Origin of the sequence: Collinsella bouchesdurhonensis (assembly GCF_900155365.1) — a bacterium.
GTDB classification, from domain to species: domain Bacteria; phylum Actinomycetota; class Coriobacteriia; order Coriobacteriales; family Coriobacteriaceae; genus Collinsella; species Collinsella bouchesdurhonensis.
In genome coordinates this window covers 83785-108910 of record NZ_LT699737.1, presented here as the reverse complement: position 1 = coordinate 108910, position 25126 = coordinate 83785, and the positions used below count along the sequence as shown (strand labels likewise).

The window sequence follows — 25126 nt, the reverse complement described above, 5'->3', positions numbered from 1 at the left end:
CCGAACAAGTGGCGGTTCTGCATACGTTTAGGGGAGGAAAATGCCCCGAAAATGCGCGAGTTTCCGCCACTCATTGAGGGTTGTAGTGGCCGTCCAGCGGGTTGCTCGATAGCCTTGCAACCGGGGAGGAAGAGTGCCCTTTCCGTAAGACACACAAGAAGGAATCTTCTCGTTAGGGCCATTTGGCGGGGTCTTCAACGCGGGCTGAGCTTTGCCGGTCTTGGCTGCCATGCGCTTTGCGCTGGCGCCTTTTGCGCCGCGTTGCACGCTTGTGCCTGTCTAGTCGTTTCGCGTGGTAGGGCGCGCCGCATCGCTTTGTCTCTCTTTTTGTATTGCTATGGGAAGCTAGTACATTTATGTGAGCGGTGCTATGGACTGATTTGCTTTTGAGCGTCAGTAGTGTCCGGGCGTTGTGATAAAGTACAGTTCATCCCGAGGGACCAGATGTTTTCTCGGGGAGGACGCTTGTTGACGAGCGTCTCTCATTCAACAATCAAAAGAGGTATTTCGGCGGATATGGCAGCCAACCATGGTTGCTATCTATCCACTGTCGCATTGCGTCAGATGACGATGCGGCGATTTGCCGAAGGGAGCTCTACATGAGCGATACAGCCTCGATTTTCCAGTATCAACCACAGATTTTGCGCGAGACCTGCGAAGGCATTCAACGTCTTGACCTTCGCGATCAAATGCTTGCTAACCGCGAGGTCGAGCTTTGCGGTCCCGTGGATGCCGGCTCGTGTGCCGTGCTTATCCGTAGCCTTTTGCACCTGCAGCAAGAAGATGCTCAGGCCCCTATCCGGATGTTCATCAATAGCCCGGGCGGCGAGGTCCAGTCGGGCTTGGCGCTCTATGACGTCATGCAGGCTTTGAACTGCCCGGTTAATACGATTTGCTTGGGCATGGCGGCAAGCATGGCCGCCTTGATCTTTGTCTCCGGTGCTCGTCGGGAGATGCTTCCGCATAGTCGCATCATGATTCACGACCCGCTTATCGGCGGCGGCATTGGCGGAAGCGCGCTTTCCGTTAAAGCTCGTGCCGACGACCTCATGCGCATTCGCGACATCACCGGCGAGGTGCTTTCGCGTCATACCGGCATGCCGCTCGACCGCGTTTTCGAACTCACGGCGCAAGACACCTATTTCGAGGCCGAAGATGCCATCGAGGCGGGTCTTGCCGACGCCGTGATCGCTTCGTTTTAGTATCTCTTCCGCACGTTTTAACACCAAGCCACTGGAAAGGGGCATTATCATGAACAACGCAACTACCTTTACCTATGATGCTTCCGCCGCTAACCGCTCTGCGTATGCAGGTCAGCTTTTGCTTACCAAAAACCATACTGCCAGCACGGATTCGTGGGAGACCGGCCTTAACAACAATGTGCTCGTGCTTGGCTGCTCGGGCGGCGGCAAGACGAGGAGCCATCTCAAGCCCAATCTCATGCAGTGCCAAGGCTCTTATGTGGTCTTGGATACCAAGGGCTCGCTTTACTATGAGATGGGGCCCTATCTGCGCTCTCGCGGATACAAGGTCGACCTGCTCGACTTTACTCGCGATGGAGAGGGGAGTGTGGGGTATGACCCGCTTTCGTACATTCGTTGGAGCTGGGGCCATCCCTGCACGCAGGACATCATCACCGTGGCAAGCGCCATCTGTTCGACAGACGAGATGGACAGCGACCCGTTTTGGGCTCGCGCTGCCGCCAACTACCTCGCAAGCTACATCGCCTATGTCTTGGAGGCGCTACCTGAAAAAGAGCGCAACATGGCCTCAGTTGTGCGCGTTTTCGAGCAGGCGGGAAGGGGACAGGAGAGCGAGCTTTTTGAGGACCTTGAGCACGACTGTCCGGAAAGCTATGCCGTCTCCCTTTTCTATCGTGCGAAGGCGACGGCGCGTGCCGAGAAGATGCATTCCAGCATCATGGGCATCATTGCGGCAAATATCCTTCCGTTTTCCCATGAAGGTGCCATGCGGAGCTATCAGCATGCCGAGCAAGTTGATTTTCGCAGCTTTGGCCGTGAGAAGCGCGCCCTCTTTGTGAAGATGGACGACCTCGACCATAGCCTTTCGGCAATGACGAGCCTGTTTATTCAGCAGGCGTTTGCGGCACTTTGCGACATGGCCGATGAGTCTTGCGAGGGTCGTCTTTCCGTGCCCGTTCGCTTTATGTTGGATGATTTTTCCAATTTGCGCCTACCGGATTTTGATGACGTGCTTTCCGTTATCCGCAGCCGCGAAATCAGCTGCACCGTGATTTGCCAGACGGTAAGCCAGCTTGAAGCGCGTTACGGCGAGGCGGCCGCCAATTCCATCATCGGCAATTGCGACCGACAGATCGTCCTTGCGTTCCAGGACGAGCGGACGGCGCGCTATTTTTCCACGCGTGCGGGCAAGACTCCCACGACTCTGCTGGAGACTCCGCGTGGCAGCTGGTGGCTGTTTTGCCGCGGCGAGCGCGGTGCACTCGATGCCGCCTATCGACTCGAGAATCATCCATGCTATCAAGATCTTCTTGACGCTATTGCGCAAAGTGAGGCCGAGAGGATCAAGATTTCCGAGGAGGAGCTGGGCGAGTTTTTCTCCCGGGAAGACGCCATCCTTTTTGGCGATGGCGATGTGCCGGACGAGTGGGCATGGGAGTTGCCGGACGAAGGCACGCTGTGAGGCAGGCACGCCGATGTCGCTTTTGCGGCTGTCATGATGCCGTAGGCGCGAACGGGGTTTGTGGCCCTGTTTCGCGCCTACGGTTTGTGCCGGCTGAGGCTCAGGCCTACTTTTGCAACCCTCGGGCGTATTCAAGAAAGCCGCGGATGCTGTAGTGATCGGTTCCGTCGGAGGCGCGGGTGGCCTCGTTGTCCGAATCAATGGTGCCCAGATATCCCTCGGGCACCTGCTGGCCGTGTTGGTCCACGATGACGGCGTACCAGTGGCCGCCCTCGAAGGCTGGTTTGCGCAGCTGGCAGGCCAGGGTTAGCTTCGATTCTCCGGAACGGTAGAATAGCGCGCTGCTGCGGATGGCGCGAAGGCGTACGGCATCGATCCAAAAACAGATAAATGGCGATGTTTAGATTGCCGAGCATGGTCTGCTGATGGGGCCGTGCGAGCAAGACACGCTTGCTGAGCTCTCCCTTGCTACGCAAAGAAATATCAGGGCGCGCAATTCGGCAACAACGTCTTAAATGATCGGCGGCTTTTCTATCGTTCTCGAATGAGTGGCGGTTCCGCATACGTTTAGGGGGGGACGCTCCAAAAATGAGCGAGTTTCCGCCACTCATCTTGAGAAATCGACTAAGTGCGATCGACTAAGTGCGTTCCTTCCTCATATCTTGAACAAGAGGCCTGCCCTTTGGAATTGTTCCAAAGGGCAGGCCATTCTCTTGTTGGTGCCGCAGACAAAATGGGGATACCATTGAAACCGCATTGAATAAAGACAGTAGGGATGAGCCGTTGGGCTTGCCCGCGCACAGGGAGGAAAGCCCACCCATGCTGGAGCTCAAGGACATCAGCAAGAAGTATGTCACCCAGTCGTTTACGCAGGTTGCCCTGGATAGCGTGAGCTTGGCGTTTCGCGATAACGAGTTCGTGGCCATTCTGGGTCCCTCGGGTTCGGGTAAGACCACAATGCTCAACGTCGTCGGCGGCCTCGACCACTTTGACTCAGGCGATCTGCTCATCGATGGCATTTCGACCAAAGACTTCCACGATCGCGATTGGGACGCCTACCGCAACAACCGCATCGGCTTCGTCTTTCAAAGCTATAACCTCATTCCGCACCAGACCATCTTGGAAAACGTCGAGCTGGCGCTCACGCTCACGGGGGTGGGGCATGCCGAGCGCCGTCAGCGTGCGCGCGAGGCGTTGGAGAAAGTCGGCCTGGGCGAGCACGTGAACAAGCGTCCAAGCCAGCTTTCGGGCGGACAGATGCAGCGCGTGGCCATTGCCCGCGCCTTGATCAATGACCCTGAGATCGTCCTTGCTGACGAGCCGACCGGCGCCCTCGACTCTACCACATCTGTGCAGGTCATGGACCTGCTCAAAGAGGTTGCCCGCGACCGTCTGGTTATCATGGTCACGCACAACCCGGAACTTGCGTACCAATATGCCACGCGCATCGTAAATCTTGCCGACGGCAAGATCACGCACGATTCCGACCCCTTTGACGTGGCTAAGGCACAGCGTCGCGAGGCCAAACCCACGCGCAAGACGTCCATGAGCTTCCTCACGGCGCTGGGCCTTTCGGCACGTAACCTCATGACCAAAAAGGGCCGTACCGCCATGACGGCCTTTGCGGGCTCGATTGGAATCATTGGCATCGCTGCGATCTTGGCGCTCTCGAACGGCGTGAACAATTACATCAAGAAGGTCGAGGAGGATACGCTTTCGAGCTACCCGCTCACGATCTCCCGTCAGGATTACGACCTTTCCGCCATGATGGACGGCCACGGCTCCGCCGCTTCAGACGGCGCCGACGCTCAAGATACCGAGAGCACGCCCAAGAAAACCGACAAGATCCCCGTGGTCACGGCTGTTAAAGATATGTTTGCAAGCGTCAAATCCAACGACATGACGAGCCTCAAAAAATGGCTGGATGGCGGTGGCGATGGCATCGATGAGGACGTCAACGCTGTCCAGTACAACTACGGTGTGACTCCTATCGTCTACCGTGCGGGCATGGGTGACGAATCGCCCGTAAAGCTCGTGCCCAATGCCATGACTGCTGCGATGAGCGGCGGCGCCAGCTCGGCGGCTACGGCTAGCATGGGCTCTATGGGCACGGATGTCTTTAACGAGATGATCGACGACCAGCGTCTTCTCGATTCGCAATATGACGTTGTGGCGGGCCACTGGCCCACCTCGGCCAACGAGGCGGTGCTTGTACTTTCGAGCCGTGGCACCGTGGGCGACTACACGCTCTACAGCATCGGTGCCCTGGACATCGACCAGCTTAACGACCTTGTTGCGAGCGCCATGTCGGCAGACGGCGAGGTAGAGACGCCGGACACCGATGTCGATTTCACCTACGAGGACGCACTTTCCACTACGTTCAAAATCCTCTCGCCCTCCGATGTCTATCGCAAGAATGCCGAGACGGGCACCTGGACCGATATGTCTGATGACGCCAGCTTCATGGCGGGCAAGGTTGACTCTGGCATTGACCTGCGCATTGTTGGCGTGGTCAAGCCTAATGAGACGGCCAATTCCTCTGCGCTTAGCCCGGGCATCGCCTACACACACGCCTTGACGCTCCAGCTTATGGACCGTGCTGCCAATTCTCAGATTGTCCAGGAGCAACTTGCGCATCCCGATACCGATGTCTTTACCGGCAAGACCTTCGACGAGCTGCAGGGCGAGGCCAAGCAGGGTGTGGACCTGGGCAGTATGTTCTCGGTCGACGAGGCCGCGCTCAAAAGCGCATTCTCTTTCGATGCGTCCGCGCTCTCCGGTGCGGCCGCCGGCGTGGATCTTTCCACTGTTGATCTCTCTGGGCTCAACATCGACCTTTCTGGCATGGGCCAAAATATCGATTTCACCGACATCATGGCCAAGGCGCCCACGCCCGACCTCTCGGGCATCTTTGATGGCCTGGAGCTCACGCCCGAGCAAATGGAGCAGGCGGGTACTATCGCCAATCAGCTCTTTACAGGCTTTATGCAATCGGAGCAATTCCGTGCCCTCTCGCCCGACGATCTTAAAGACGCATCGAAACTCGCGGGCGCATTCACGGCTTATCTTGAGCAGGACACGACGGCACAGCAATACCTCGCTCAGCTCAAGGCGCTGGGCGGAGATGCTTTGGCCGAGCGCTTACAGCAAGCAATGACCGATTACGTGCAAAACCAGCTTGCGCCCTATTTCCAGCAAGCCATGGGGCAGATTATGCAAGAGATAAGCGACGAGATTGCGGCCACGGTTTCGTCCCAGCTCAAAGTCGGGGCTGCAGGCCTTATGGACCAGATGGCGACGCAGATGTCGTCCAACATCCCCAATCTGGCAAACGCCTTCCATGTGGATGCCGCAGCTTTTGCAAACGCCATACATTTCAATATGGATGCCGAGGACTTGAGCTCCTTGATGATGAACTACGCTAAGGCCTCGAAGCTCACCTATGACAACAATCTCACCACGTTGGGGTACGCCGACGAGGATAATCCCATCTCCATCAAGATCTTTCCGCGCGACTTTGAGGCAAAGGAGCGCGTGCTTGCGCATATCGACGATTACAACGAGCGAGCGAAGGCCGCGGGCCACGAGGACCAGGTGATTTCCTACACCGACTACATGGGCATCATCATGGGCTCGGTGACCGACATCGTGAACACCATCAGCTTGGTGCTTATCGCTTTTGTGAGCATTAGCTTGGTGGTGAGTTCCATCATGATCGGCATCATCACGTATATCAGCGTGCTCGAGCGCAAAAAGGAGATTGGCATCCTGCGCGCGATCGGCGCGTCAAAGCGCAACGTGGCCAACGTATTCAATGCCGAGACCTTTATCGAAGGTCTTATCGCTGGCGTTTTTGCCATCGCGGTGGTGGTCGTCGTGAGCTTCCCGGTTAATGCCTGGGCGCTTGCGGCCAAACAGGTGCCCAACCTTATGAGTCTGCCCGTCCAAGACGCACTCGTGCTGATTGCGATTTCGGTAGTGCTCACCGTGGTTGCCGGCCTGCTACCTGCTCGAAGCGCATCGAAAAAGGATCCGGTAGAGGCCCTGCGCTCCGAATAAGCGCGCCGGCCGCGCGGCAATGTCGCGCGGCCACCGTGCCGTTAGGCGATGCTCCAAGCAGGGTGTGCGAGCGGCAGCGCGGAGAATGGGTTGAAGAATGATTTCCTGAGCATCGGGGCCCCTTTCTTGCGTTGCCACGATTCTATGCGATGAGATATCGCCCGTTCCCCCTATATCTCCTTGCTATTTCCTTGTTTTGGCGAACACAATGAACAGTGTGCTCGCAATGAGCACGGTTGAGGCAGCAAGTCGCATTTTCGCTGAGGGACCGAGATACGCGTCTGCCGGATCGCACATCCTAAAAGGAGAGGATTGACCGACATGAACGTAGTAAAGATCGTATTCAGCCCGACAGGCGGAACTCAGAAGGTCGCCGATGCTCTTGCGGAAGAGTTGACGAAGAACGGGGGCTTAATCTCTCAGATTGATCTGTCCGACCCCGCGATGGAGAAGGCCGATCTCTGCGTTGACGCCGACGCCCTTGCCGTTATCGCCGCGCCGTGCTTTGCCGGCCGTGTGCCCGCTCTCGTCTTGGAGCGTCTTGCCAAGGTGGTTAGCAATGGCGCAAAGGCGGTCGTGACGATCGTTTACGGCAATCGCGATTTTGACGATGCTCTGCTTGAGCTCAAAGACAGCGCCGTTGTTCTTGGCTATACGGTGGTTGCCGGTGTGGCTGGTATCGCCGAGCACTCTTTGGCACATCAGTTTGCCACGGGCGAGCCTGGTCCGGATCAGATTGCGATGCTTCATTCGTTCGCACAGCAGATTCTCGAGAAGGTTCAAAACAGCGCTGCCGGCGACGTTGAGGTCCCCGGCAATAAACCTTACAAAGATCCCGGTGCTGGCAAGTTGGTTCCCCAGCCAACTCCGGCGTGCTCGGCATGCCGTGCTTGTGCTCAGGTATGTCCCGTTGGGGCAATTGGCGCATTGCCGCGCGGTATGGCAGATGAAAACCTTTGCATCGGCTGCATGCGCTGTGTCGCCATGTGCCCCAAGCATGCTCGCGTCGTGAATCAAGAGATTGCCGGCGCTATCGTCGCGAGGATTGAGAACGCGTGCTCCGTAAAGAAGGATCCTCAGCTCTTCCTCTAACGGATATGGGATTCAGCTGCTCAATTGGATATCACCTGGCAATGCCGTAAGATGATTCGGTCAAAAGAGCATCTGAATCGAGAGGGATACCGTACGTGATATTGTCGCTGGCTCCCATGGAGGGGCTTACGGGTTATGTGTTTCGTCGTGTGCATGCGGAGTGCTTCGGTGCGCTCGATCGTTACTACACGCCGTTTTTACCGCCTCCTCGTGTGGGCAAGACCTTTGGAGGAAAAGCCTTCAAGGAGCTTGATCCGGCGAACAACCAGGGGCTCACTGTTATCCCCCAGCTTATGAGCAAAAATGCCGACGAGTTTGTGGGGGCAACCCGGGTTTTGGCCGATATGGGCTACCGCGAGGTCAATCTCAACTTGGGCTGTCCCTCTGGTACAGTTGTGGGCAAAGGGAAGGGCTCCGGCTTTTTGCGCGACCTGGGCGAGCTCGAGCTCTTTTTGCAGGACATTTGCAGCAGGTCTGCTCTGGGCGTTTCGGTCAAGACGCGCGTGGGCTTTGAGAGCGATGCGGAGTACCAGGATATCTTGGACCTGTATTGCCGCTGCCCGCTGGCCGAGCTCATTGTGCACCCGCGTGTGCGTGCCGACTTTTACAAGGGTGTGCCTCGGCAGGAGCTCTATGGCAAGACGCTCGAGCGCGCGCCGTTTCCCGTGGCGTATAACGGTGACATCTTTGACGTGGACGATATGGACGCACTCGTGGCGGCCTATCCGCAGACGCGCCATGTGATGATCGGTAGAGGGCTGCTTGCGAATCCTGCGCTGGCTCGTATGGCGCAGGGAGGCCCGGCGATGACGCTCACGGAGCTCAAGCATTTTCACGATGAGCTCTACCGCGCCTATGAAGCCGAGATGGGCGGCAACGCGGTCTTTCGCATGAAGGAGTGGTGGTTCTACGCCAAGTGCGCCTTCGCAGATCCGCTGGCGGTTCACCGGCTTGTTCGCAAGGCACGTAAAGCCGCGGAGTATGAAGCGGCTGCCGAGCGGGTCTTTAACGAAGAGCCTCTTGCCAGCGTCGCTCGTTTTCGTGGATAGCAATCGCAGGCGCGTTCCTTGTATGGAGCGCGCCCGCGATGTTGTTACAGCAGGTTCTTTTGGACCCAGGTGATGATGTCGCTCGATTCGTAGAGCGGTTTGCCATCGATGAAGAGGCACGGTACCTGGCGTTTTCCGCCCACGGCAATCAGGTGCTGCTCGGCGGCGCGGTCGGTCGTGATGTTGCGCTGGGGGATAGAGATGCCGTTGCTGGCAAGGAAGTTCTTGACCTTGATGCAATAGGGGCATCCGGTCATGACGTAGAGCTCAAGCTCGTGGTTTGCTGCCATGGGACTCCAATCGGTAGTGACGTTGCTTGATGCTGATAGAGAGATACCCAAAGAAGGGCAGAACGTATCCCATACAAAAAAGCAACAGTATGCACTGCTTAGCTCAGGCCAATTTATGCCATATGTCAGAAATGGCTTGCAATCGACGAGGTTCGGCGTATGCTTATTTATGACATATGTCAGGAATGGAGAAGGCTATGGCAGGACGGCGCGAAAAAACAAGGCACGTGGGCATGCGGCCCGAATACCTAGGGTTCACTCCCGACGGGACAGCTGCCGGCGTAGACGTTGTTCTTGCCATCGACGAGTTGGAAGCGCTGCGCCTGGTTGACCTGGAGCAACTGAGCCAGGCAGAAGCCGCTGAGCGCATGGGCGTTGCGCGCACCACGATCGCCATGATTTGCAGCCGCGCTCACGCCAAGGTCGCAGACGCCCTGGTCAACGGCCGCCGCCTTGTCATCACAGGTGGAAACGTTGCGTACGACCCCGCTCCGCAACCTGACGCAAACGCTTGGTCGCACAAGAAGGAGAACAGTATGAGGATTGCGGTGACCTACGAAGACGGTAAGATTTTCCAGCACTTTGGTCGAACGGAGCAGTTCAAGGTCTACGACGTCGAAGATGGCAAGGTCGTATCCTCGCAGGTAGTAGGCTCGAATGGTGCTGGGCATGGCGCTCTTGCCGGCGTGCTTGCAGCNCGACGTCGAAGATGGCAAGGTCGTATCCTCGCAGGTAGTAGGCTCGAATGGTGCTGGGCATGGCGCTCTTGCCGGCGTGCTTGCAGCGGGCGGCGTTGACGTGCTCATCTGCGGTGGCATCGGCGGCGGGGCCGTTAACGCCCTCGCTCAGACCGGCATCGATATCTATCCCGGTGCGGCGGGCGACTGCGACGACATCGTGAACGCCTTCCTTGCGGGCGAGGTCACGCAGGCCGAGGGCGCCACGTGCGGCTGCGGTGGCCACGGCCACGAGCACGGCCACGGCCATGAGGGCTGCGGATGCGGTGGCCATGAGCATGGCGAGGGACATCACTGCTGCCACTAGTAAATGCTGGATAAACCATTGTTGGATTTATCCCATTTGCATACCCCAGTGTTTGCAACCGCGTAGATAACGCGCTAGAGTTTTCGCTTGAAAGCTAACCGAGCGGGTCAGACTCCCTGGAGGGGTTTGCCCGCTTTTGCTCTATCTGAGGGGACCTTACGTGAAGCTCGACGAGCTGGAAATCGGTAAGGACGCGATTATCGCGTCTGTGGCGTCGGACGACGTGGCACTGCATCAGCATATTCTCGACATGGGCCTAACGCCCGGTACCGAAGTGACCATGATGAAGTACGCCCCCATGGGCGACCCCATGGAGATTCGCCTGCGTGGCTATGAGCTCACGCTTCGTCGCGATACCGCGGCACGTATCGAGCTTGTAGACGTTCACGATACCGATACCGTTGCGCGCCATGCCCCGCAGACGGGCAGCGTCGCGCATCCTGCTTTGGGCGAGGGGTACCATCCGCGCCGTACAAAGAAGGCGGTGCCCGAAGGCTCACCTATCACCTTTGCCCTTGCCGGCAACCAGAACTGCGGCAAGACAACGCTGTTCAACTGCCTTACGGGCTCCAACCAGCATGTGGGCAATTTCCCAGGCGTGACGGTCGATCGTAAAGATGGCCAGATCCGCAATCACCCCGAGGCGACGGTCACCGACCTGCCCGGCATCTACTCGCTCTCTCCGTATACGGGAGAGGAGATCGTAAGCCGTCAGTTTATTCTCGATTCGCGGCCCGATGCGGTGATCGACATCATCGACGCTACCAATATCGAGCGCAACCTCTACCTCACGCTCCAGCTTATGGAGCTCGATCGACCCATGGTCATCGCTCTTAACATGATGGACGAGGTCACGGCCAATGGCGGCACCATCGACGTTAACCTGCTCGAACGCGAGCTTGGCGTGCCTGTGGTTCCCATCTCGGCGGCAAAGAACGAAGGCATCGGCGAGCTTGTGGAGCATGCCATGCACATTGCCCGCTACGGCGAGCGGCCGGGGCGCATCGACTTTTGTTCGAGCGCGGCCGACAGCCCCGATGGCGGCGCGCTCCATCGTTGCATCCACGGTATTGCAAACCTGATTGAGGACCACGCCAAGGCTGCGGCTATCCCGCTGCGCTTTGCGGCGACCAAGCTCGTCGAAGGCGACGCACTGGTTATCGAGGCCCTGAATCTCGACCAAAATGAGCTCGATGCCATCGAGCACATCATTAGCCAAATGGAGGAGGAATCAGGCAGCGATCGTCTGTGCGCTCTTGCCGATATGCGCTTTACCTTTATCGAGGATGTGTGCGCCACCTGCGTGGTCAAGCCGCATGAGAGCCGCGAGCACAAGCGCTCCGTTGCCATCGACCGTGTGCTTACGGGACGCTTCACCGCCATCCCAATGTTCATCCTCATCATGGGGCTTGTCTTTTGGCTCACCTTTGGCGTTATCGGCGCGACGCTGCAAGGCCTACTCGAGCAGTTGGTTTCGATGGTGATTGGGGCGGCCGACGCGGGCCTTACGGCGTTTGGCACCAATCCCGTGGTCCGCTCGCTTGTGGTTAACGGCGTGCTCACCGGCGTGGGCAGCGTGCTTTCGTTCCTGCCCATCATCGTCGTGCTGTTCTTGCTGCTCTCGATTCTCGAGGACTCGGGCTATATGGCACGCGTCGCGTTTGTGATGGATAAGATTTTGCGCCGCTTTGGCCTTTCGGGTCGCAGCTTTGTGCCCATGCTTGTGGGCTTTGGCTGTAGCGTGCCTGCCATCATGTCCACGCGCACCTTGCCTTCCGATCACGACCGCAAAATGACGGTCATGCTCACGCCGTTCATGAGCTGCTCGGCAAAGCTTCCCGTCTACGGCCTGCTCTGTGCGGCGTTTTTCCCGCAGGCAACCGTGCCCGCTATGGTCTCGCTCTATATTCTGGGCATCCTGGTGGGTATGATTGTCGCCACGATTCTCAACCACACAGCATTTAAGGGCGAGCCTGTGCCCTTTATCATGGAGCTTCCCAACTACCGCATGCCCAGCGCAAAGACTACGCTGTTGCTTGCATGGGACAAGGCCAAGGGTTTTATCACCAAGGCGTTTACCATCATCTTTGCGGCTTCGGTCGTGATCTGGTTCCTGCAGACGTTCGACATCCGCTTCAATATGGTGACCGATCAGTCTCAAAGTATGCTCGCGGGCCTGGGCGGGCTTATAGCGCCTGTGTTCGCGCCGCTTGGCTTTGGTGACTGGCGCACCTCGACGGCGCTTGTGTGTGGCCTTGTCGCTAAAGAGAGCGTCATCTCGACGCTTACGGTGCTGCTGGGCTCCACGTCTGTGGCGGCGCTTTCGGGCATGTTCACGGCACCCATTGCATACGTGTTCCTGGTGTTTGTCCTGCTCTATCCGCCCTGTGTGGCAGCCATTAGCACCGTGCGTTCCGAGCTGGGCGGTCGTTATGCTGCGGCGGTTTTTGCCTTACAGGTAACGGTTGCCTGGATTATCGCCTTTGTCGTACACACCGTGTTTTTACTTGCAGGGTTGCTCTAGTGCAAAAGGGGAACAAAGTCCTCGAGGGCTTTGTTCCCCTTTTTTTATTGAGTGACGTTGCCGGTTGAGGATTAGAGGGTCATCGCATGGTGGGGAAGACAAAGGTGGGCGCGGCAAGCCCCATGGGATTTATCCTGGGCTTTGGCATTGTGAGCATGCTGATGGACATTGTGTACGAGGCCGCGCTTTCGGTTCAAGGTCCGTTGCTGTATTCGGTAGGCGCTACGGCGGCGGTTGTTGGCTTGGTTTCGGGTCTGGGTGAGGCAACTTCGCTGGCGGGACGTTTGGCAAGCGGGCCGGCTGCCGATCGTTCCGGCCGCTATTGGACATTTGCTCTTTTGGGCTATGCGGCAACGGGTCTCGCTGTTCCCGCCATGGGATTTGCGGGAAGCGTGTTGGGCGTATCGTTTCTTATCGTGTTCGAGCGCTTCGGTAAGTCGCTGCGCACACCTTCGCGCGATGCCATGCTTTCGCATGCGGCCTCTCGTGTAGGCCGCGGTAAAGGATTTGCGTTTCATGAGGCACTCGACCAAGTGGGCGCCGTGGCGGGTCCGCTTATCGCAGCGGCGATTTTGCAGGCGACGCATAACGCGTACGGCCCTGCGCTCGGTGTGATGTTCATACCCGGTCTTGGTGCCATCGGGGTGCTGCTGTATCTGCGCTATCGCGTTCCGCGGCCTGAGGTGTTTGAGGAAGACGACGAGGCCGATTCGGCCGAGGACGATGCTGTGAGTGCATCGAAGGTCTCGGCAGCGGAGCCTATCAAGCTCCCTCGTCTGTTTTGGATCTACACGGGTTTTTGCGGCTTGGTCTTGGCTGGCGTGGGAACGTTTGGCGTCATGTCGTTCCACATGGTTTCTGCCCAAATCGTCTCGGCACCGACGGTTGCCGTGCTCTATGCGGTGGCTATGGGTGTTGACGGCGTGTTTGCGCTGATAACGGGCTCGATTTACGACAAGGTGGGCGTGCGCGTGCTGTTCGTTCTGCCGGTGGTGAGCGCAATCGTTCCGCTCTTTGCGTTTGGAAACAGCCTTGTCTCGGTGATTGCGGGTGTGGTTTTGTGGGGCGCGAGCCTGGGCATTCAGGAATCAACTATGCGTGCGGCGGTTGCCGATATGGTGCCGGGCTGCAAGCGCGCAACGTCGTACGGAATGCTCTCGGTTTTCATGGGCGTGGGCTCGTTTGTGGGCGCAGGCGTGACGGGTGCCTTGTATGCTCATGGTCAGGCGGCGATTGTCATGTATGCGCTGGTTCTCGAGGCGGCGGCCTGCGTGTTGCTGTTCTTGGCGCTGCGCGGTGCGAGGAAATAGGCGCGACGGAGTGCTGCTCGGCTTCGATAGACAAAGAAAACACTCCCGGTAGATGCTTCTACCGGGAGTGTTACGCGTTCGCGTTGTGGTGCGTTGGCGCGGTGTTATGCGGCCAACGACTTGCGGACCATACCCTTGGGATCTTTGAGGAGTAGGTAAAGCGCCCAGGCGATAAGGCCGGTCGTCACGATAACGAGGCCCAACAGGGCGGCATCGATCATCGCGGCGTGGTCGGCGATCTCGATAAAGGCTTCGCCCTCAAGAAGGCTGGCAATGCCGTCTACCGTCCACATAAGGCCCGCACCCCAGTACATGAGGGCAAGGACGCCGATTTTCATCTGGCTGTTGGGGCCGGCAACATACCACGCGATGGTGGCGATGGCGGCGGCAAGAAGCGTGATGATGAGCGTCATATTAGGCCTCGGTTGCAACCGCGTGTGCGGAGCGCTTGACCACGGCGTCTGCCACGACGGTGACGATGGCCCAGCATACGGTGACCATGACGCACATGCCCACGCCGACGGTTGCCATCTCGTGGAGCATGGCGGAGGTATCGGCCGCGTTGTACATGGCGGTCAGGAACGGCGGGAAGGGCACGACCTCGCCATGCCAGATATGCTCGATGCACAGCAGGATAACGCCACCCCACAGCATGTTGCACAGCCAGCCGAGCTTGCGGGTCCAGCAGATGCCGGTTTCGGCAGCGTCGGTGAGCTGATTGCCGTCCTCATCGACGATACCGCGCTCCATCTCCTTTTTCTTGACGATGGAACGAACGGCAGTAACGGCAACGGCCTCGCCGCCTCCAACAACAAAACAAGCCATAAGAAGTCTCCTTTGTCTATCGATGCGATGTCGCATCGGGCTGTTTCTATTCGAAGCAGTATAGGCGAATTGCATCATGCCGCGCGTACTGCGCAAGACGTTTTACCAAACTGTCACGCTTGGCAAAAAATCGTCAACTTCGATGGTCTTGCGTGCACGGCAGGGCGGGGCGAGCCTTTGTGTGCTCTGCGTTTTCTTGGGTGATGTGCCCACATGGAACAAGGCCGAGTGCACAGCGTGTCTGCGCTGCCTGCATAGCTGCCCTAAGGGCGCAATCCAGCGCGGCCCCAAGACCCGCGCGCATGGGCAGTATCTGCACCCATAAGGATTACTGCTAAGGCTAAGGCCGATTCGCCATATAAAACTGCGAGGTCATGTGCCTCAAAAACGCCTCAAGGAGCTCGCCTCCTGAAGGCGTTTCTTTTTTTGTGGGCTTGTTCGTGTCCGGGCCGGATGCTAGAGTGTGAAACACCCGGGGTCGAGAGACCCGCCTCCTGGTACAAAGGGCGCTTGGCGCCTTTAGGAGTTGCCGGCGGCGTTTGTGCCTGCTGCCGGATTCATTTAAGTACAACCTCATAGCGAGAGTTCTGGCGTATGCGGCTGCCGTTCTTGGCTGCTGTCTTTGCACGCCAGCTGCTGCTGCGCTTTTGGTTATTGCGTCTCACCCGGGAAGGAGCTCAATATGGGCGAGCACACCATCATCTACCAACCTCAAATCATCCGCGAGACGGCCGAAGGCCTCAATCGCCTCGACATCAGAGACGAGATGCTGAGCCGGCGCGAACTCGAACTCATGACATCCGTGGACGCGGAGTCGTGCGCTGCCGTTATACGCGGCCTGCTTTACCTGCAGCATCAGGACCCAGAAGCACCCGTGACGCTCTACATCAACAGCCCGGGCGGTGAGGTGCAAAGCGGCCTTGCGCTCTATGACGTCATGCAGGCCGTGACCTGCACCATCCGCACCGTTTGCCTGGGCATGGCGGCAAGCATGGGGGCGCTGCTGTTCATTGCAGGAGACGAGCGAGAGGTCCTGCCGCACAGTCGCGTTATGATTCACGACCCGCTTATCAGCGGCGGGGCAGGAGGCAGCGCGCTTTCCGTCAAGGCCCGCGCCGACGACCTCATGCGTATCCGCGACATCACTGCCGGCGTGATTGCACGCCATAGCGGTATGTCGCTTGAGCGTGTCTTTGAGCTTACGGCCTCCGACACCTATTTCGAGGCGAAAGAAGCCGTGGAGGCGGGCCTTGCAGACCGTATCATCACAAAGCTCTAGTGTGGGCAAAAACCCTGTATTACCTACGTCTACCAGCGCGAACACATCGCGCAGAAAGCGAGTAATCATGATCGCTAAAACCATGAATCCTCGCGCCGCCTATGCGGGCGAGCTTCTCCTCACATCCGAGCGCACCGAGAGCATGGACTCATGGGCAACCGGGCTCAACAACAACGTCCTCGTGCTGGGCTGCTCCGGCGCGGGCAAGACGCGCAACTTCCTCAAACCGAACCTGCTGCAGTGCCATGGCTCCTACGTTGTGCTCGATTCCAAAGGGCGGCTCTTCCACGAGATGACGCCGTATCTGAGCGACCACGGCTATACGGTCGACTGCCTCGACTTCACTACGATGGAAGGGACGATCGGCTACGATCCGCTGCATCATGTGCGTTGGCGGCGGGGCCGTCCGCTTGCGCAGGATATCATTGGCATTGCGACTGCGCTCTTTCCCCGCGACGAGATGGGTGACGACCCGTTTTGGGCGAGTGCGGCTGCCAATTACGTTGCAAGCTACATCGCCTACGTTTTTGAGGCACTGCCCGATCGCGAATGGAACATGGCATCGGTCGTGAGTGTTTTCGAACAGGCCTGCGAGGGCAACATCGAGCAGCTGTTTTGCGACCTTCGCCGGCAGGACCCGGAGAGCTACGCTGTCTCGCTCTTTCGCCGGGCGCGGAGTACGGCTCGGGCCGAGAAGATGCATTCGAGCATCATGGGCATTATCGCCGCGAACCTGATGCCGCTCACATTTGACGGGGCGCTCGCATCGTTTCGCAAGCCCGAGCAGATTGACTTTCGCGACCTGGGGCGCGAGCGTCGCGTGCTCTTTGTGACGATGGACGACATGGATCGCAGCCTGGCCCCGCTCACGAGTCTGTTTATACGCCAGGCGTTTTCGAGCCTGTGCGACTTCGCGGACGCCTCATGCGAGGGAGGTCGCCTTCCCGTACCCGTACGCTTCATGCTCGATGATTTTGCGAACCTGACGCTGCCCGGCTTTGACGACGTACTTTCCGTCATTCGTAGCCGCGAGATTAGCTGCACTGCCATCTGCCAGACGGTGAGCCAGCTTGAGGCCCGCTATGGCGAGGCTCAGGCAAACTCGATCATCGGTAACTGCGACCGTCACCTTGTGCTGGGATTCCAAGATGAGCGAACGGCTCGCTACTTTGCCCTGCGTGCCAATAAGACGCCCTCGACGCTGCTTGAGACTCCGTCAGGAAGATGGTGGCTGTTCGAGCGCGGCCAGCGCGGTGTGTGCGAGCCCGCTTACGAACTTGAACAGCACCCGGGCTATGCCGAGCTTGCTGGTGAGGAAGAAGCGCCTGAGTTTGTACCGGACATATGCGAGGAGGACCTTTGGTCCGGGACGCTTTTTGAAGTCGAGCCGTTTGGAGACGGTTCGGGCGTGGCTGCCTAAAGGAAGGGGAGACGATGGACAAAACGATGAACAAGATGAACGAACGCCTGAGCTTGAGCGAACGCATTGCGCGTGCCAGTGCTATCCGTGACCAAGCGGCGACGGTGCGGCCGGAGCGCGAGCTTATTGACGCCGAGCGCAGAAGCGCGTTTGGCCCCTGTTATATCTACCGTGCGCATGCCGACGAGCTCTTACAGATCGTGGGGCAGATCTCCGACGCGTTGCCGAGCCGCGCCTCCTTTTTGGCGCGCACGGACCCGACGGAGGCCGCGCGTCCCGAGAATCATTCGGTCGCTGCGTATGCCGAAGTGGAAAACCCCGCCGTCGCCTTTGTGTGGGAGCTGCGCCACAACCCCGAGGGTGCCCTTGCGACCTTGCCGGACCGCAGCTACAGCAAGGTGCTCGATGCCACGGATGTACTCAAGGAGCTGTGGGAGGATAAACCCGCAGTCAACGAGCTGGAGCTCGCGAAGGCCCTGATCACACAGATTGTGCTGCTCGACGACAACCTGTGCGAGCAGGTGCTTACCCGCGCAAACATCATGGCGAGGGAGTGCTCAACCGCCGTGGCCCCGTATCTGCGGCCTCAAAGTTGATGATTTTCCGTTGGGCTATTTGCGCGTGTCAACGCTAGAATCGAATGGATTGTTTCGAGACTAGAGGAGAATCACGTGGCCCAGGACTTTTTCGACCTGCTGTACAACGGCTATACCGGCGAGTACCAGCTTATGAGCTCGCTGTATCGCAACGGCTTGGACGCACTGCGCCCGCCTGCAGACATGGGCGTCGACGTGGTGTCGCTCAACCTTAAACAAAGGCTCGAGCAGCCCGATGCGCCCGCCGAGATGTTCTATTTCCAGGTGAAGATCGCCGTTACCAACGTGAGCGAGAATACAGATCGCCCCGGTGCGTTTGCCGTGGTGGAGTTCAAGCTCAAGGCGACCGAGGTCAATCTGCTGAGCTGCTCGGGCGACCGCGCCTTGTTCTGCTATGTGTACAACAGCGAGGCCGGTGCGCTTACAGATGCGTTTGAGACACCGTTTATCTGCTTTTGGCTCGACGGCTGCCTGCTGGCAAAGCTTGAGCGCCAGGGTGCCTTTTATTGCAAGGAGGGCGAGTCCAAGCTGACGCTGACGTGCCAGCTGCGCAAACCCGCACACGAGTTTGGCCACTGGTACGCGCTTGTAGTGGACAAGGACGGCAATAAGCTCGAGGACGGTTACCTGGGCGTTGTAGGCGGCGAGGGAAACCCGGCGAATGATGGTGCCGATCACTACAGCGTAGGCGGCTATCTAAAGTACGCGCGGCGGGACTAGGTGTTTGGTGCCGCGGACGTGATGAGCTTTATGCGCTAGCACGTGGGGTTGCATATCGTTTGTGGCAAATCTTGCAAAGTAGGATTGCAAGAAATCAAGAATCTTGCAAAGTAACTTTGCAAGATTGGGAGTGCTTTAGAGTGTTTCTCACTTTCCGGGGCGTATGCCCGTTGTTGTTTTTCGACTGTGAGACCGTCGTCACCCTGGCGATGAGCGTCGGGCTTTCCGACATTCCGGCCGTGACAGCCGCTGAGGCCGCCGAGATGCTGGGCGTGAACACCGCGCGCGTGGCGCGGCTCTGCCGCGACGGGAGCCTGAACAGCTGGAGGGTTGGCAGCGCCCGCACGGTTTCGCGCGACTCTATCGGGTGCCGCCTTATTACCAAGTCCGGGGCGGGAAGGCCGCGCAGAGCCTCCGCCGAAGCGTAAAAATGAGGCTTACGAGTCGATGCAGACCTTACGAGAAGAACGGAGTGGTATATGATAGAAATCGAAAGTACCGGGGGCACTTCTAGCGGCTACGCAAGTGGAAATCCCCCGGTCGTATCTTCTCCACGCTTCAAATCGAATAAAGAGATTCTGGCGACACTTGCGAGGGAGGGGTTTCTCGATGCAGGCGCCCCCCGAGGCTCTGTACGTACTCGATCATGTGAGCTACCAGCACCTGCTTCCATACATTAAGGCCCTCGACTCCTTGCCTTCATGGGAGCAAAAGACCATGAAGGGTCGTCCCTTCGTCTGAAACGGGACACTTATAGTTAGCTGTCGATGTCTTCCTTTGCGATGGTAGATTTCTCCGGCGCTTGGGAAATCAGTTGACGTGTTCGCGACTTAATACTGCGAGGAAAGATGCTTTTAGCTATGTTGGACGCAGCCGGCATCGGCGTCGACTCCGACAACGCAAGCATCTTCGGGATGGGACGCGGATTTCGTCTAGAGCCCCAGTTCAGCAATCAGCTTCTTCATTACGATAGCCCACTTGAGCTGCTCCGATATGAATTCCGACCAGGCGCCCTCGTTGCCCTTGATTCTGCAACCGTCCTTGTAGAAGCGAAGCCCTGATGACTTCTTGGCCTCAAAAGGCGTGGCTGCAAGGCCGAGTCGTTCTTCAAACAACTTGATGTTGTAGATAGCCTTGTGGCCGATTTCCTTGTCGTCGGGTACGTAAAACTCAATGCCAATCCGACCGTGCTGCGTATCTATAAGCAGCGCGATGTGATAGGCGGGCGTACCGCAGCGCAATGTGCTCCAATGATTCTTTGAGGGTTTCTGCGGGTTGAACATCTTCAAAAATTCGGGCGTTGCCTGGGCTATCTCGCGATACTTGGTCCAGTACGACAATTTGACGCGCTGGGTCTCGGAGAGACCCTCGCTGAGCTTGATGGCTTTCGTCCACTCGTTCGGCTGCTCGACTACGCCGAAACGCGGTGCCGGCAGGGAGTCTCCGATGGACCACAGCTCTATCTCCACTAGGAAGAACCCGAAATCGCTATCGGTGTGCTGGTTAAGCCACTCGATAGCTTGGCGGTGCTCGTCGCGGGCATGGGCCACCACCCATATGACGACCTCAGCGCCCTTGCCAGCGGCGTAAGTAATAACTTTGCCTAGGTGGTCGTGGTTGGTGTCGTCGAGCTGGTTCTCGATGATTACCTTGCGCCCAGTTCCGGCCTCCTGCGCATATATGTCAACGTTGAACGAACCTACGGACGACTCGGTCTCTATAAGCTCGAGTTCAATGCCGACTGCCGAGCTCAGTATGGCAAGGTTGGGCTCCTCGGAGAGCCATCTGGTGAAGTCAAGCGCCTCGTGCGGCCATACGTCGCGCAGATCGACTTTCTTCAGCTTATCGAGATTGTATTTCATTGCATTCCTATCAAATCATTGGCTCGCAAAGAGCCTCGTCCGCATCAATCGAAAGCTGAGCTATACGTTATGGATGAGCCAGTGCTTCCGCCAGTTCTCCATCCGCGCGCTCATCCCTGATGGATCCATTCTGCCAATCGCCTTAAGGGCATCCTGCGGCTCAACATTCCCGTTTTTGTGCTTCAAGGAGTCTTTTGCTATGTCGTAGGCAAGCTGAACTGACGTCGTCGCGGCAAAGGGTTTTCCTTTCCGCGCTAGATTGAGCGCTTCGGCGGCTCCGCTTATCGCGTTGCTGAACAACTCGATGGCGTCCATCTGCTCGGACGTGTTTTCGACCAGATAGTCAACACCGTCGCTTCCGACGCCGAACTCAACCTCTCCTTGTCTATCCTGCCTACCGAAAGGCGTTTCTTTTCCAAGGCCTAAATATGGTGTCTGGATTATGCCTTGTCGAGCAGCGCTCGTTTCGAACATGCCGTTGCAGCATCTGATAATCGCGGCGTCTCTCACCTCATCGCCGTAAAGCGGGCAAAACGCAAGCACGATCCAATCAACGTGAGCCGATGCTTTCTTGAGAAGCCCATAGGCTTCGCAGCTTATTGGAAACTGACCTGAAGATACCTTGGTCTCCTTAAAGCCATCGTTGAGGAACCATTGGCGCAAATCCGCATGGAGCTCGATCAGGAATCCAAGGCGGATATCGGCATTGGCGTCAATCTGCACTATATTCTCGCGATACGCATCGAGCTTGAACGCATGCCCGCGACCGTCTTTGCCGAACAGCCCCGCGTCGAGCGAAGCCCTGATGTCGTCAACGCAGGCGTTCGATTGCTCCCGTATCGCCCGGCTGATCAAATCGCCGAACCCTCGGTAAGCCTCTTCTGCCAGAGCGCCCCTGCGAGCTGCATCCTCGTGTTGCTTTCGAAACCGCTCCGCATCCGAAGAGAACCTCGCGGACTTAGATTCAACCTTCTTGCCCCTCCCGATATGGTGGTCAACGCGGAAGTGCTCTAAACCGACTATTCTTCTCCCGCCTTCGGCCGTGATGAGAATATCGGGCCTATCGAATGGGCGGGCGTCGCCCGACAGTCGGGCGACGTTCCTTCTCGCTTCTCCGCCTTTTGCCCTCGCGACCTTCAGCGCCTGCTGATAAATCGAAAGCTCTGCCTTTTCCTGGTTCTCCTTATGGTTCATAAGCGTGGCTTAGCTCATCCTGCCCATCACCTCGAGCAGGTCCTCGTACGTCGCCACGTTGTGGTAGCGCACGTCGCCGGTGCTCATCTCGTTGAAGAGCTTCTTGGCGCAGGCGATCTTGGCGTTCTCCACACCGGAGAGCTCCAGCGTGTCCATGGTGCCCTTTGTCTCCGCGATGAAGAACACGTGGCGCACGCTGCCCTCCTTGAAGGCGATGGCCCAGTCGGGGGCATAGTTGCCTACCGGCGTGGGAATCTGGAATGAGCGCGGTAGCTTCGCGTAGACCGCCACCTCGGCGGCGGCGTCCATGTCCTCGGCGAACCTGCGCTCGCCGTCGGAGTCGGGGAACACGAAGCGCTGGATGTTCTTCTTGGCCTCGTACGCCTTGCTCGCGTTGTCGGGCATGCGCTCGGTGAAGATGGCCTCGTCGTAGACGTCGTCGATCTCGTGGTAGCTGATGTGCTCCACCACCATCGTCGCCTTCTCCGACACGATGAGCGCCGCCGCCTTCTTGATGAACTCCTCTGGGTTCACGCGGTAGAGCCCGAACACGTTGGCGTCGATGCCGGCGAGGATCGCCGCGGCGCTCCTGCGCGTGATGGCGGCGGCCTGCGCCACCTCGCCCACGAGGTCGTAGGTCACGCCCACGGACGCAGTGCCAGCGTCGACGTCGCGGGTCTCGGTCTGCGTACGGCCGAACGACGAGCCGCCCTGCACCTCGTCGCGCGTGGCCTGCGCCTTCTGCCCGCCGACCGTCAGGGTGTACTGCAGCCTGCTCACGCGCAAATCGCCGTTGATGCGCTCTATCGACTTGCGCCTCAGCTCGTCGTCCGAGAAGCTCACCGTGTAGGCGTGCTTGCGGTTGATGCGCGCCCACAGCTCCTTGAACTCGCGCTTGGCGAAGTTGTCGGTCAGCGTGTTCTCGGTGATCTTCTCCTGGGCGCGCCCGATCATGCCGTCGAGCGCGTGCGCGTCGTAGACGCTCCTCACCAGCGCCTCGACGGCCTTTGCGTGTGCGGTGTCGGCGATGCCTTCGGGCAGCTTCGCGACGAAGTACTCCACGAAGGTGCCGCCCTCGACGGCCTTGCGGAACTCGGCGGTCGGCTTGTCGTCGTCATCGATGAGGTCGCACTTGTAAAGAGCCTTGTAAATGCGCTTCGACTCCTCCTCGGTGAAGGAGACCGTCTCGCCGTCGAGCACGACGTCGCGCCCGCTGAACAGGTTCATCTCCACCTTCCTCGGGCGCTCGCGCAGGCTCTTGCTTATGTCGGTCTGCAAATCCCTCACGAACGTCTCGTAGCTCTCCGACGCGATCACGGTGAGCAAGTTCACGCGGTGCACCTCGTCGGGTCCCAGCAGCGCTGCGTCCTGGCGGTTGCCGTCCTGGTCGACGGCCAGGCGCATGCCGCGGCCGACCTCCTGGCGCTTGCTCGTCTCGGAGCCCGATTCCTTGAGCGTGCATATCTGGAAGATGTTCGGGTTGTCCCAGCCCTCGCGCAGCGCCGAGTGGCTGAAGATGAAGCGTACGGGCTCATCGAACGAGAGCAGGCGCTCCTTATCGCGCAGGATCAGGTCGTATGCGCGCTTCGCGTCGTCGTCGTTGATGCCGATGCCGTCCTCGCGCTCCGCCTTCTTCTCGGCCTTCGACTCGACGGCGTTGCCCTTCTTGTCCACAGAGAAGTAGCCGGAGTGCACCGAGCGCGCCTCGAATCGCCCGAGGTACTGCGTGTACGAGGGGTCGAGGATGTCGTCCTGCGTGGGGTGCTTCAATCTGTCGGAGACGATGGCCTCGTACTCCTCCTCGAAGATCTTGCCGTAGCCCACTGTTTCGCCGTTGCCGGAGAGGTCGCGGTACTTCGCCACCTGGTCGATGAAGAAAAGGCTCAGGCACTTGATGCCGCGGCGGAACAGGGCCTCCTCCTTCTGGAGGTGGCTCTTAATAGTCTCGCGAATCTGAATGCGCTGGATGTCATCCGCCGCGGAGTCGCAGTAGACCTCGCCCATATAGATGCGGCCATTGTCGCCAATGGAGCTGTCCAGGAAGCGGACGTAACCGGGACGCCCATCCTGCGGTGGCACCACACCATCGTTGCCGCTTGCGATGGTATAGCCTCGATACGCCTCGAGCTTGGTGGACCCGCTTGCGTCATAGATGCTATCGCCCTCGCAAAACCGCTGGGTCTTCTTGCGGACCTTGCCGCCCGCGCCCATGTACTTGAACTCGATGACGGCCTCCGGGGCGCGGCTCTTGCTCACGATGATGTCACGCAGGTACAGGTAGCCGTCGGTACCGCGCATGTTCTTGAGCGAGAAGCCCTTGACCTCGATGCGCTTCACAAGCTTCTGGTTGTAGGCATCCAGGGCGTCCAGGGCATACACCAGGTCGTGCTTCTCCTTGTGCGTTGCCGAGTAGCTCAGAACGAACAGCGGGTTGAAGCGGGCGATGCCCTTCTGGGTCGCGCCTCCCTTCTTTCCCATCTTCTGGGGCTCATCGCAGATGACGATGGGGCGGTTCGCAGCGATGACGTCGATTGGCCTGCGGCTGCTGAACTCGTCGCGCTCGTCGAAGATGATGCGCGCCGCCTTGTTCTTGGCGCCCTCCTTCATCGACGCGTTGAACGCCTGCATGTTGATGACCATGCAGTTGACGTCGCTCGATTGGGAGTACGCATCAAGCTCGGTCAGGTTGTCCGAGTCGTATATGAAGAACCTGATCTTCTTGTGGTATTGGGAGAAGAAGTGCTCCTGGGTGTTCTCCAGGCTCTTGGCCACGCCCTCGCGGATGGCGACCGATGGCACCACCACGATGAACTTGCACCAGCCGTACAGGCGGTTGAGCTCGAGCATCGTCTTGGTGTAGACGTAGGTCTTGCCGGTGCCCGTCTCCATCTCGACGTCCAGCTGGCAAGCCCCCATGCCGCAGAAGAGCTCCTCCGACTCGGGGATCTGGTTGCGTCGCTGCACCGCTCGCACGTTTGCCAGTATGTCGGCACCTGAAAGCGCAACGGGCGCGTTGGCGTACCCCTCGGTGCTCTCGTCGCCGAAGTCGATCTCGCCCTGCGCGCGCTTGGGCTTGCGGCCCAGATCGCGCAGGTAGACGGAGGCGCCCTGGTTGGGCTGCCCCTCGAAGACCGAGGTCACCGCATCTGCGGCGTCGGTTTGGTACTGCTGTACTTTGAACTTGAACTTCATGTCGAC

At 58.5% G+C, this 25126-nt stretch carries 23 protein-coding genes; 16 read left to right on the top strand and 7 right to left on the bottom strand.

Translation table 11 applies throughout. The annotated features are described in order from the left end of the window. Positions 1-599: 599 nt before the first annotated feature. Positions 600-1202 (top strand): ClpP family protease, encoded by a 603-nt coding sequence (locus BQ9843_RS00510; RefSeq protein WP_022386504.1) that lies wholly within the window; start codon positions 600-602, stop codon positions 1200-1202. 49 nt (positions 1203-1251) lie between these two features. Further along, a complete protein-coding gene (locus BQ9843_RS00505; protein WP_075843460.1) occupies positions 1252-2664 on the top strand; it encodes a VirD4-like conjugal transfer protein, CD1115 family in 1413 nt (470 codons plus the stop codon). Positions 2665-2770: 106 nt separating this feature from the next. On the opposite strand, the gene BQ9843_RS08690 is transcribed toward BQ9843_RS00505, so the two are convergent. Continuing rightward, the gene (locus tag BQ9843_RS08690; protein ID WP_154665535.1) at positions 2771-2911 is read right to left on the bottom strand and encodes a hypothetical protein; all 141 of its coding nucleotides are present in this window, start codon (positions 2909-2911) and stop codon (positions 2771-2773) included. A gap of 572 nt (positions 2912-3483) precedes the next feature. Here BQ9843_RS08690 and BQ9843_RS00495 point away from each other — a divergent pair. From BQ9843_RS00495 to BQ9843_RS00485, 3 genes are all read left to right on the top strand, one after another. After that, positions 3484-6723 (top strand): ABC transporter ATP-binding protein/permease, encoded by a 3240-nt coding sequence (locus BQ9843_RS00495; protein WP_075843458.1) that lies wholly within the window; start codon positions 3484-3486, stop codon positions 6721-6723. 321 nt (positions 6724-7044) lie between these two features. Continuing rightward, entirely contained in the window at positions 7045-7815 is a 771-nt protein-coding gene (locus tag BQ9843_RS00490; protein ID WP_075843483.1) for a 4Fe-4S binding protein, read from the top strand. 116 nt (positions 7816-7931) lie between these two features. After that, entirely contained in the window at positions 7932-8864 is a 933-nt protein-coding gene (locus BQ9843_RS00485) for a tRNA dihydrouridine synthase (protein ID WP_230205505.1), read from the top strand. Between the two features lie 44 nt (positions 8865-8908). Here BQ9843_RS00485 and BQ9843_RS00480 read toward each other — a convergent pair whose 3' ends face one another. Next, entirely contained in the window at positions 8909-9154 is a 246-nt protein-coding gene (locus BQ9843_RS00480) for a glutaredoxin family protein (RefSeq protein ID WP_040219983.1), read from the bottom strand. A gap of 176 nt (positions 9155-9330) precedes the next feature. On the opposite strand from BQ9843_RS00480, the gene BQ9843_RS08615 reads away from it, so the two are divergent. The 4 genes from BQ9843_RS08615 (at position 9331) to BQ9843_RS00465 (ending at position 14032) form a co-directional block, all read left to right on the top strand. Beyond that, entirely contained in the window at positions 9331-9951 is a 621-nt protein-coding gene (locus BQ9843_RS08615) for a DUF134 domain-containing protein (protein ID WP_326844814.1), read from the top strand. Beyond that, positions 9833-10198 carry a NifB/NifX family molybdenum-iron cluster-binding protein gene (locus BQ9843_RS08610; RefSeq protein WP_230205508.1) on the top strand — a complete coding sequence of 122 codons (366 nt, stop codon included), beginning with the start codon at positions 9833-9835 and terminating at the stop codon, positions 10196-10198. The genes BQ9843_RS08615 and BQ9843_RS08610 overlap by 119 nt, the downstream gene beginning before the upstream one ends. A 160-nt stretch (positions 10199-10358) precedes the next feature. Next, positions 10359-12722, top strand: coding sequence for a ferrous iron transport protein B (gene feoB, locus BQ9843_RS00470; RefSeq protein WP_075843456.1), 2364 nt, complete (start codon positions 10359-10361; stop codon positions 12720-12722). A gap of 86 nt (positions 12723-12808) precedes the next feature. Beyond that, positions 12809-14032, top strand: a complete 1224-nt coding sequence (locus BQ9843_RS00465; protein ID WP_022386490.1) for an MFS transporter — start codon at positions 12809-12811, stop codon at positions 14030-14032. A gap of 104 nt (positions 14033-14136) precedes the next feature. Here the strand turns inward: BQ9843_RS00465 and BQ9843_RS00460 are convergent, their stop codons facing one another. Both BQ9843_RS00460 and BQ9843_RS00455 read right to left on the bottom strand, forming a co-directional pair. Continuing rightward, positions 14137-14445, bottom strand: coding sequence for a hypothetical protein (locus tag BQ9843_RS00460; RefSeq protein ID WP_075843455.1), 309 nt, complete (start codon positions 14443-14445; stop codon positions 14137-14139). A 1-nt stretch (position 14446) separates the two neighbouring features. Next, a complete protein-coding gene (locus tag BQ9843_RS00455; protein WP_075843454.1) occupies positions 14447-14857 on the bottom strand; it encodes a hypothetical protein in 411 nt (136 codons plus the stop codon). Between the two features lie 76 nt (positions 14858-14933). On the opposite strand from BQ9843_RS00455, the gene BQ9843_RS08950 reads away from it, so the two are divergent. From BQ9843_RS08950 to BQ9843_RS08915, 7 genes are all read left to right on the top strand, one after another. After that, entirely contained in the window at positions 14934-15182 is a 249-nt protein-coding gene (locus BQ9843_RS08950; protein ID WP_143327593.1) for a 4Fe-4S binding protein, read from the top strand. 357 nt (positions 15183-15539) lie between these two features. Further along, positions 15540-16136 (top strand): ClpP family protease, encoded by a 597-nt coding sequence (locus BQ9843_RS00450; protein WP_075843453.1) that lies wholly within the window; start codon positions 15540-15542, stop codon positions 16134-16136. Beyond that, the gene (locus BQ9843_RS00445) at positions 16045-17556 is read left to right on the top strand and encodes a VirD4-like conjugal transfer protein, CD1115 family (protein WP_326844813.1); all 1512 of its coding nucleotides are present in this window, start codon (positions 16045-16047) and stop codon (positions 17554-17556) included. The genes BQ9843_RS00450 and BQ9843_RS00445 overlap by 92 nt, the downstream gene beginning before the upstream one ends. 14 nt (positions 17557-17570) lie before the next feature. Next, on the top strand, positions 17571-18152 hold the full coding sequence (locus BQ9843_RS00440; protein ID WP_075843451.1) for a hypothetical protein: 582 nt from the start codon (positions 17571-17573) through the stop codon (positions 18150-18152). A gap of 75 nt (positions 18153-18227) precedes the next feature. Then, entirely contained in the window at positions 18228-18872 is a 645-nt protein-coding gene (locus BQ9843_RS00435) for a hypothetical protein (RefSeq protein ID WP_075843450.1), read from the top strand. Positions 18873-19012: 140 nt separating this feature from the next. Beyond that, positions 19013-19300 (top strand): helix-turn-helix domain-containing protein, encoded by a 288-nt coding sequence (locus BQ9843_RS00430; protein WP_075843449.1) that lies wholly within the window; start codon positions 19013-19015, stop codon positions 19298-19300. Positions 19301-19481: 181 nt separating this feature from the next. Then, positions 19482-19613: a hypothetical protein gene (locus BQ9843_RS08915; protein ID WP_268258792.1), complete on the top strand. Its 132-nt coding sequence runs from the start codon at positions 19482-19484 to the stop codon at positions 19611-19613. A 191-nt stretch (positions 19614-19804) separates the two neighbouring features. Here BQ9843_RS08915 and BQ9843_RS00425 read toward each other — a convergent pair whose 3' ends face one another. From BQ9843_RS00425 to BQ9843_RS00415, 3 genes are read right to left on the bottom strand one after another with little or no spacing between them, the layout of a single operon-like run. Beyond that, the gene (locus BQ9843_RS00425) at positions 19805-20734 is read right to left on the bottom strand and encodes a DUF4268 domain-containing protein (RefSeq protein WP_075843448.1); all 930 of its coding nucleotides are present in this window, start codon (positions 20732-20734) and stop codon (positions 19805-19807) included. A gap of 60 nt (positions 20735-20794) precedes the next feature. After that, on the bottom strand, positions 20795-21928 hold the full coding sequence (locus BQ9843_RS00420; RefSeq protein WP_075843447.1) for a hypothetical protein: 1134 nt from the start codon (positions 21926-21928) through the stop codon (positions 20795-20797). A gap of 9 nt (positions 21929-21937) precedes the next feature. Then, positions 21938-25120 (bottom strand): type III restriction-modification system endonuclease, encoded by a 3183-nt coding sequence (locus BQ9843_RS00415; protein ID WP_075843446.1) that lies wholly within the window; start codon positions 25118-25120, stop codon positions 21938-21940. Positions 25121-25126 lie beyond the last annotated feature (6 nt).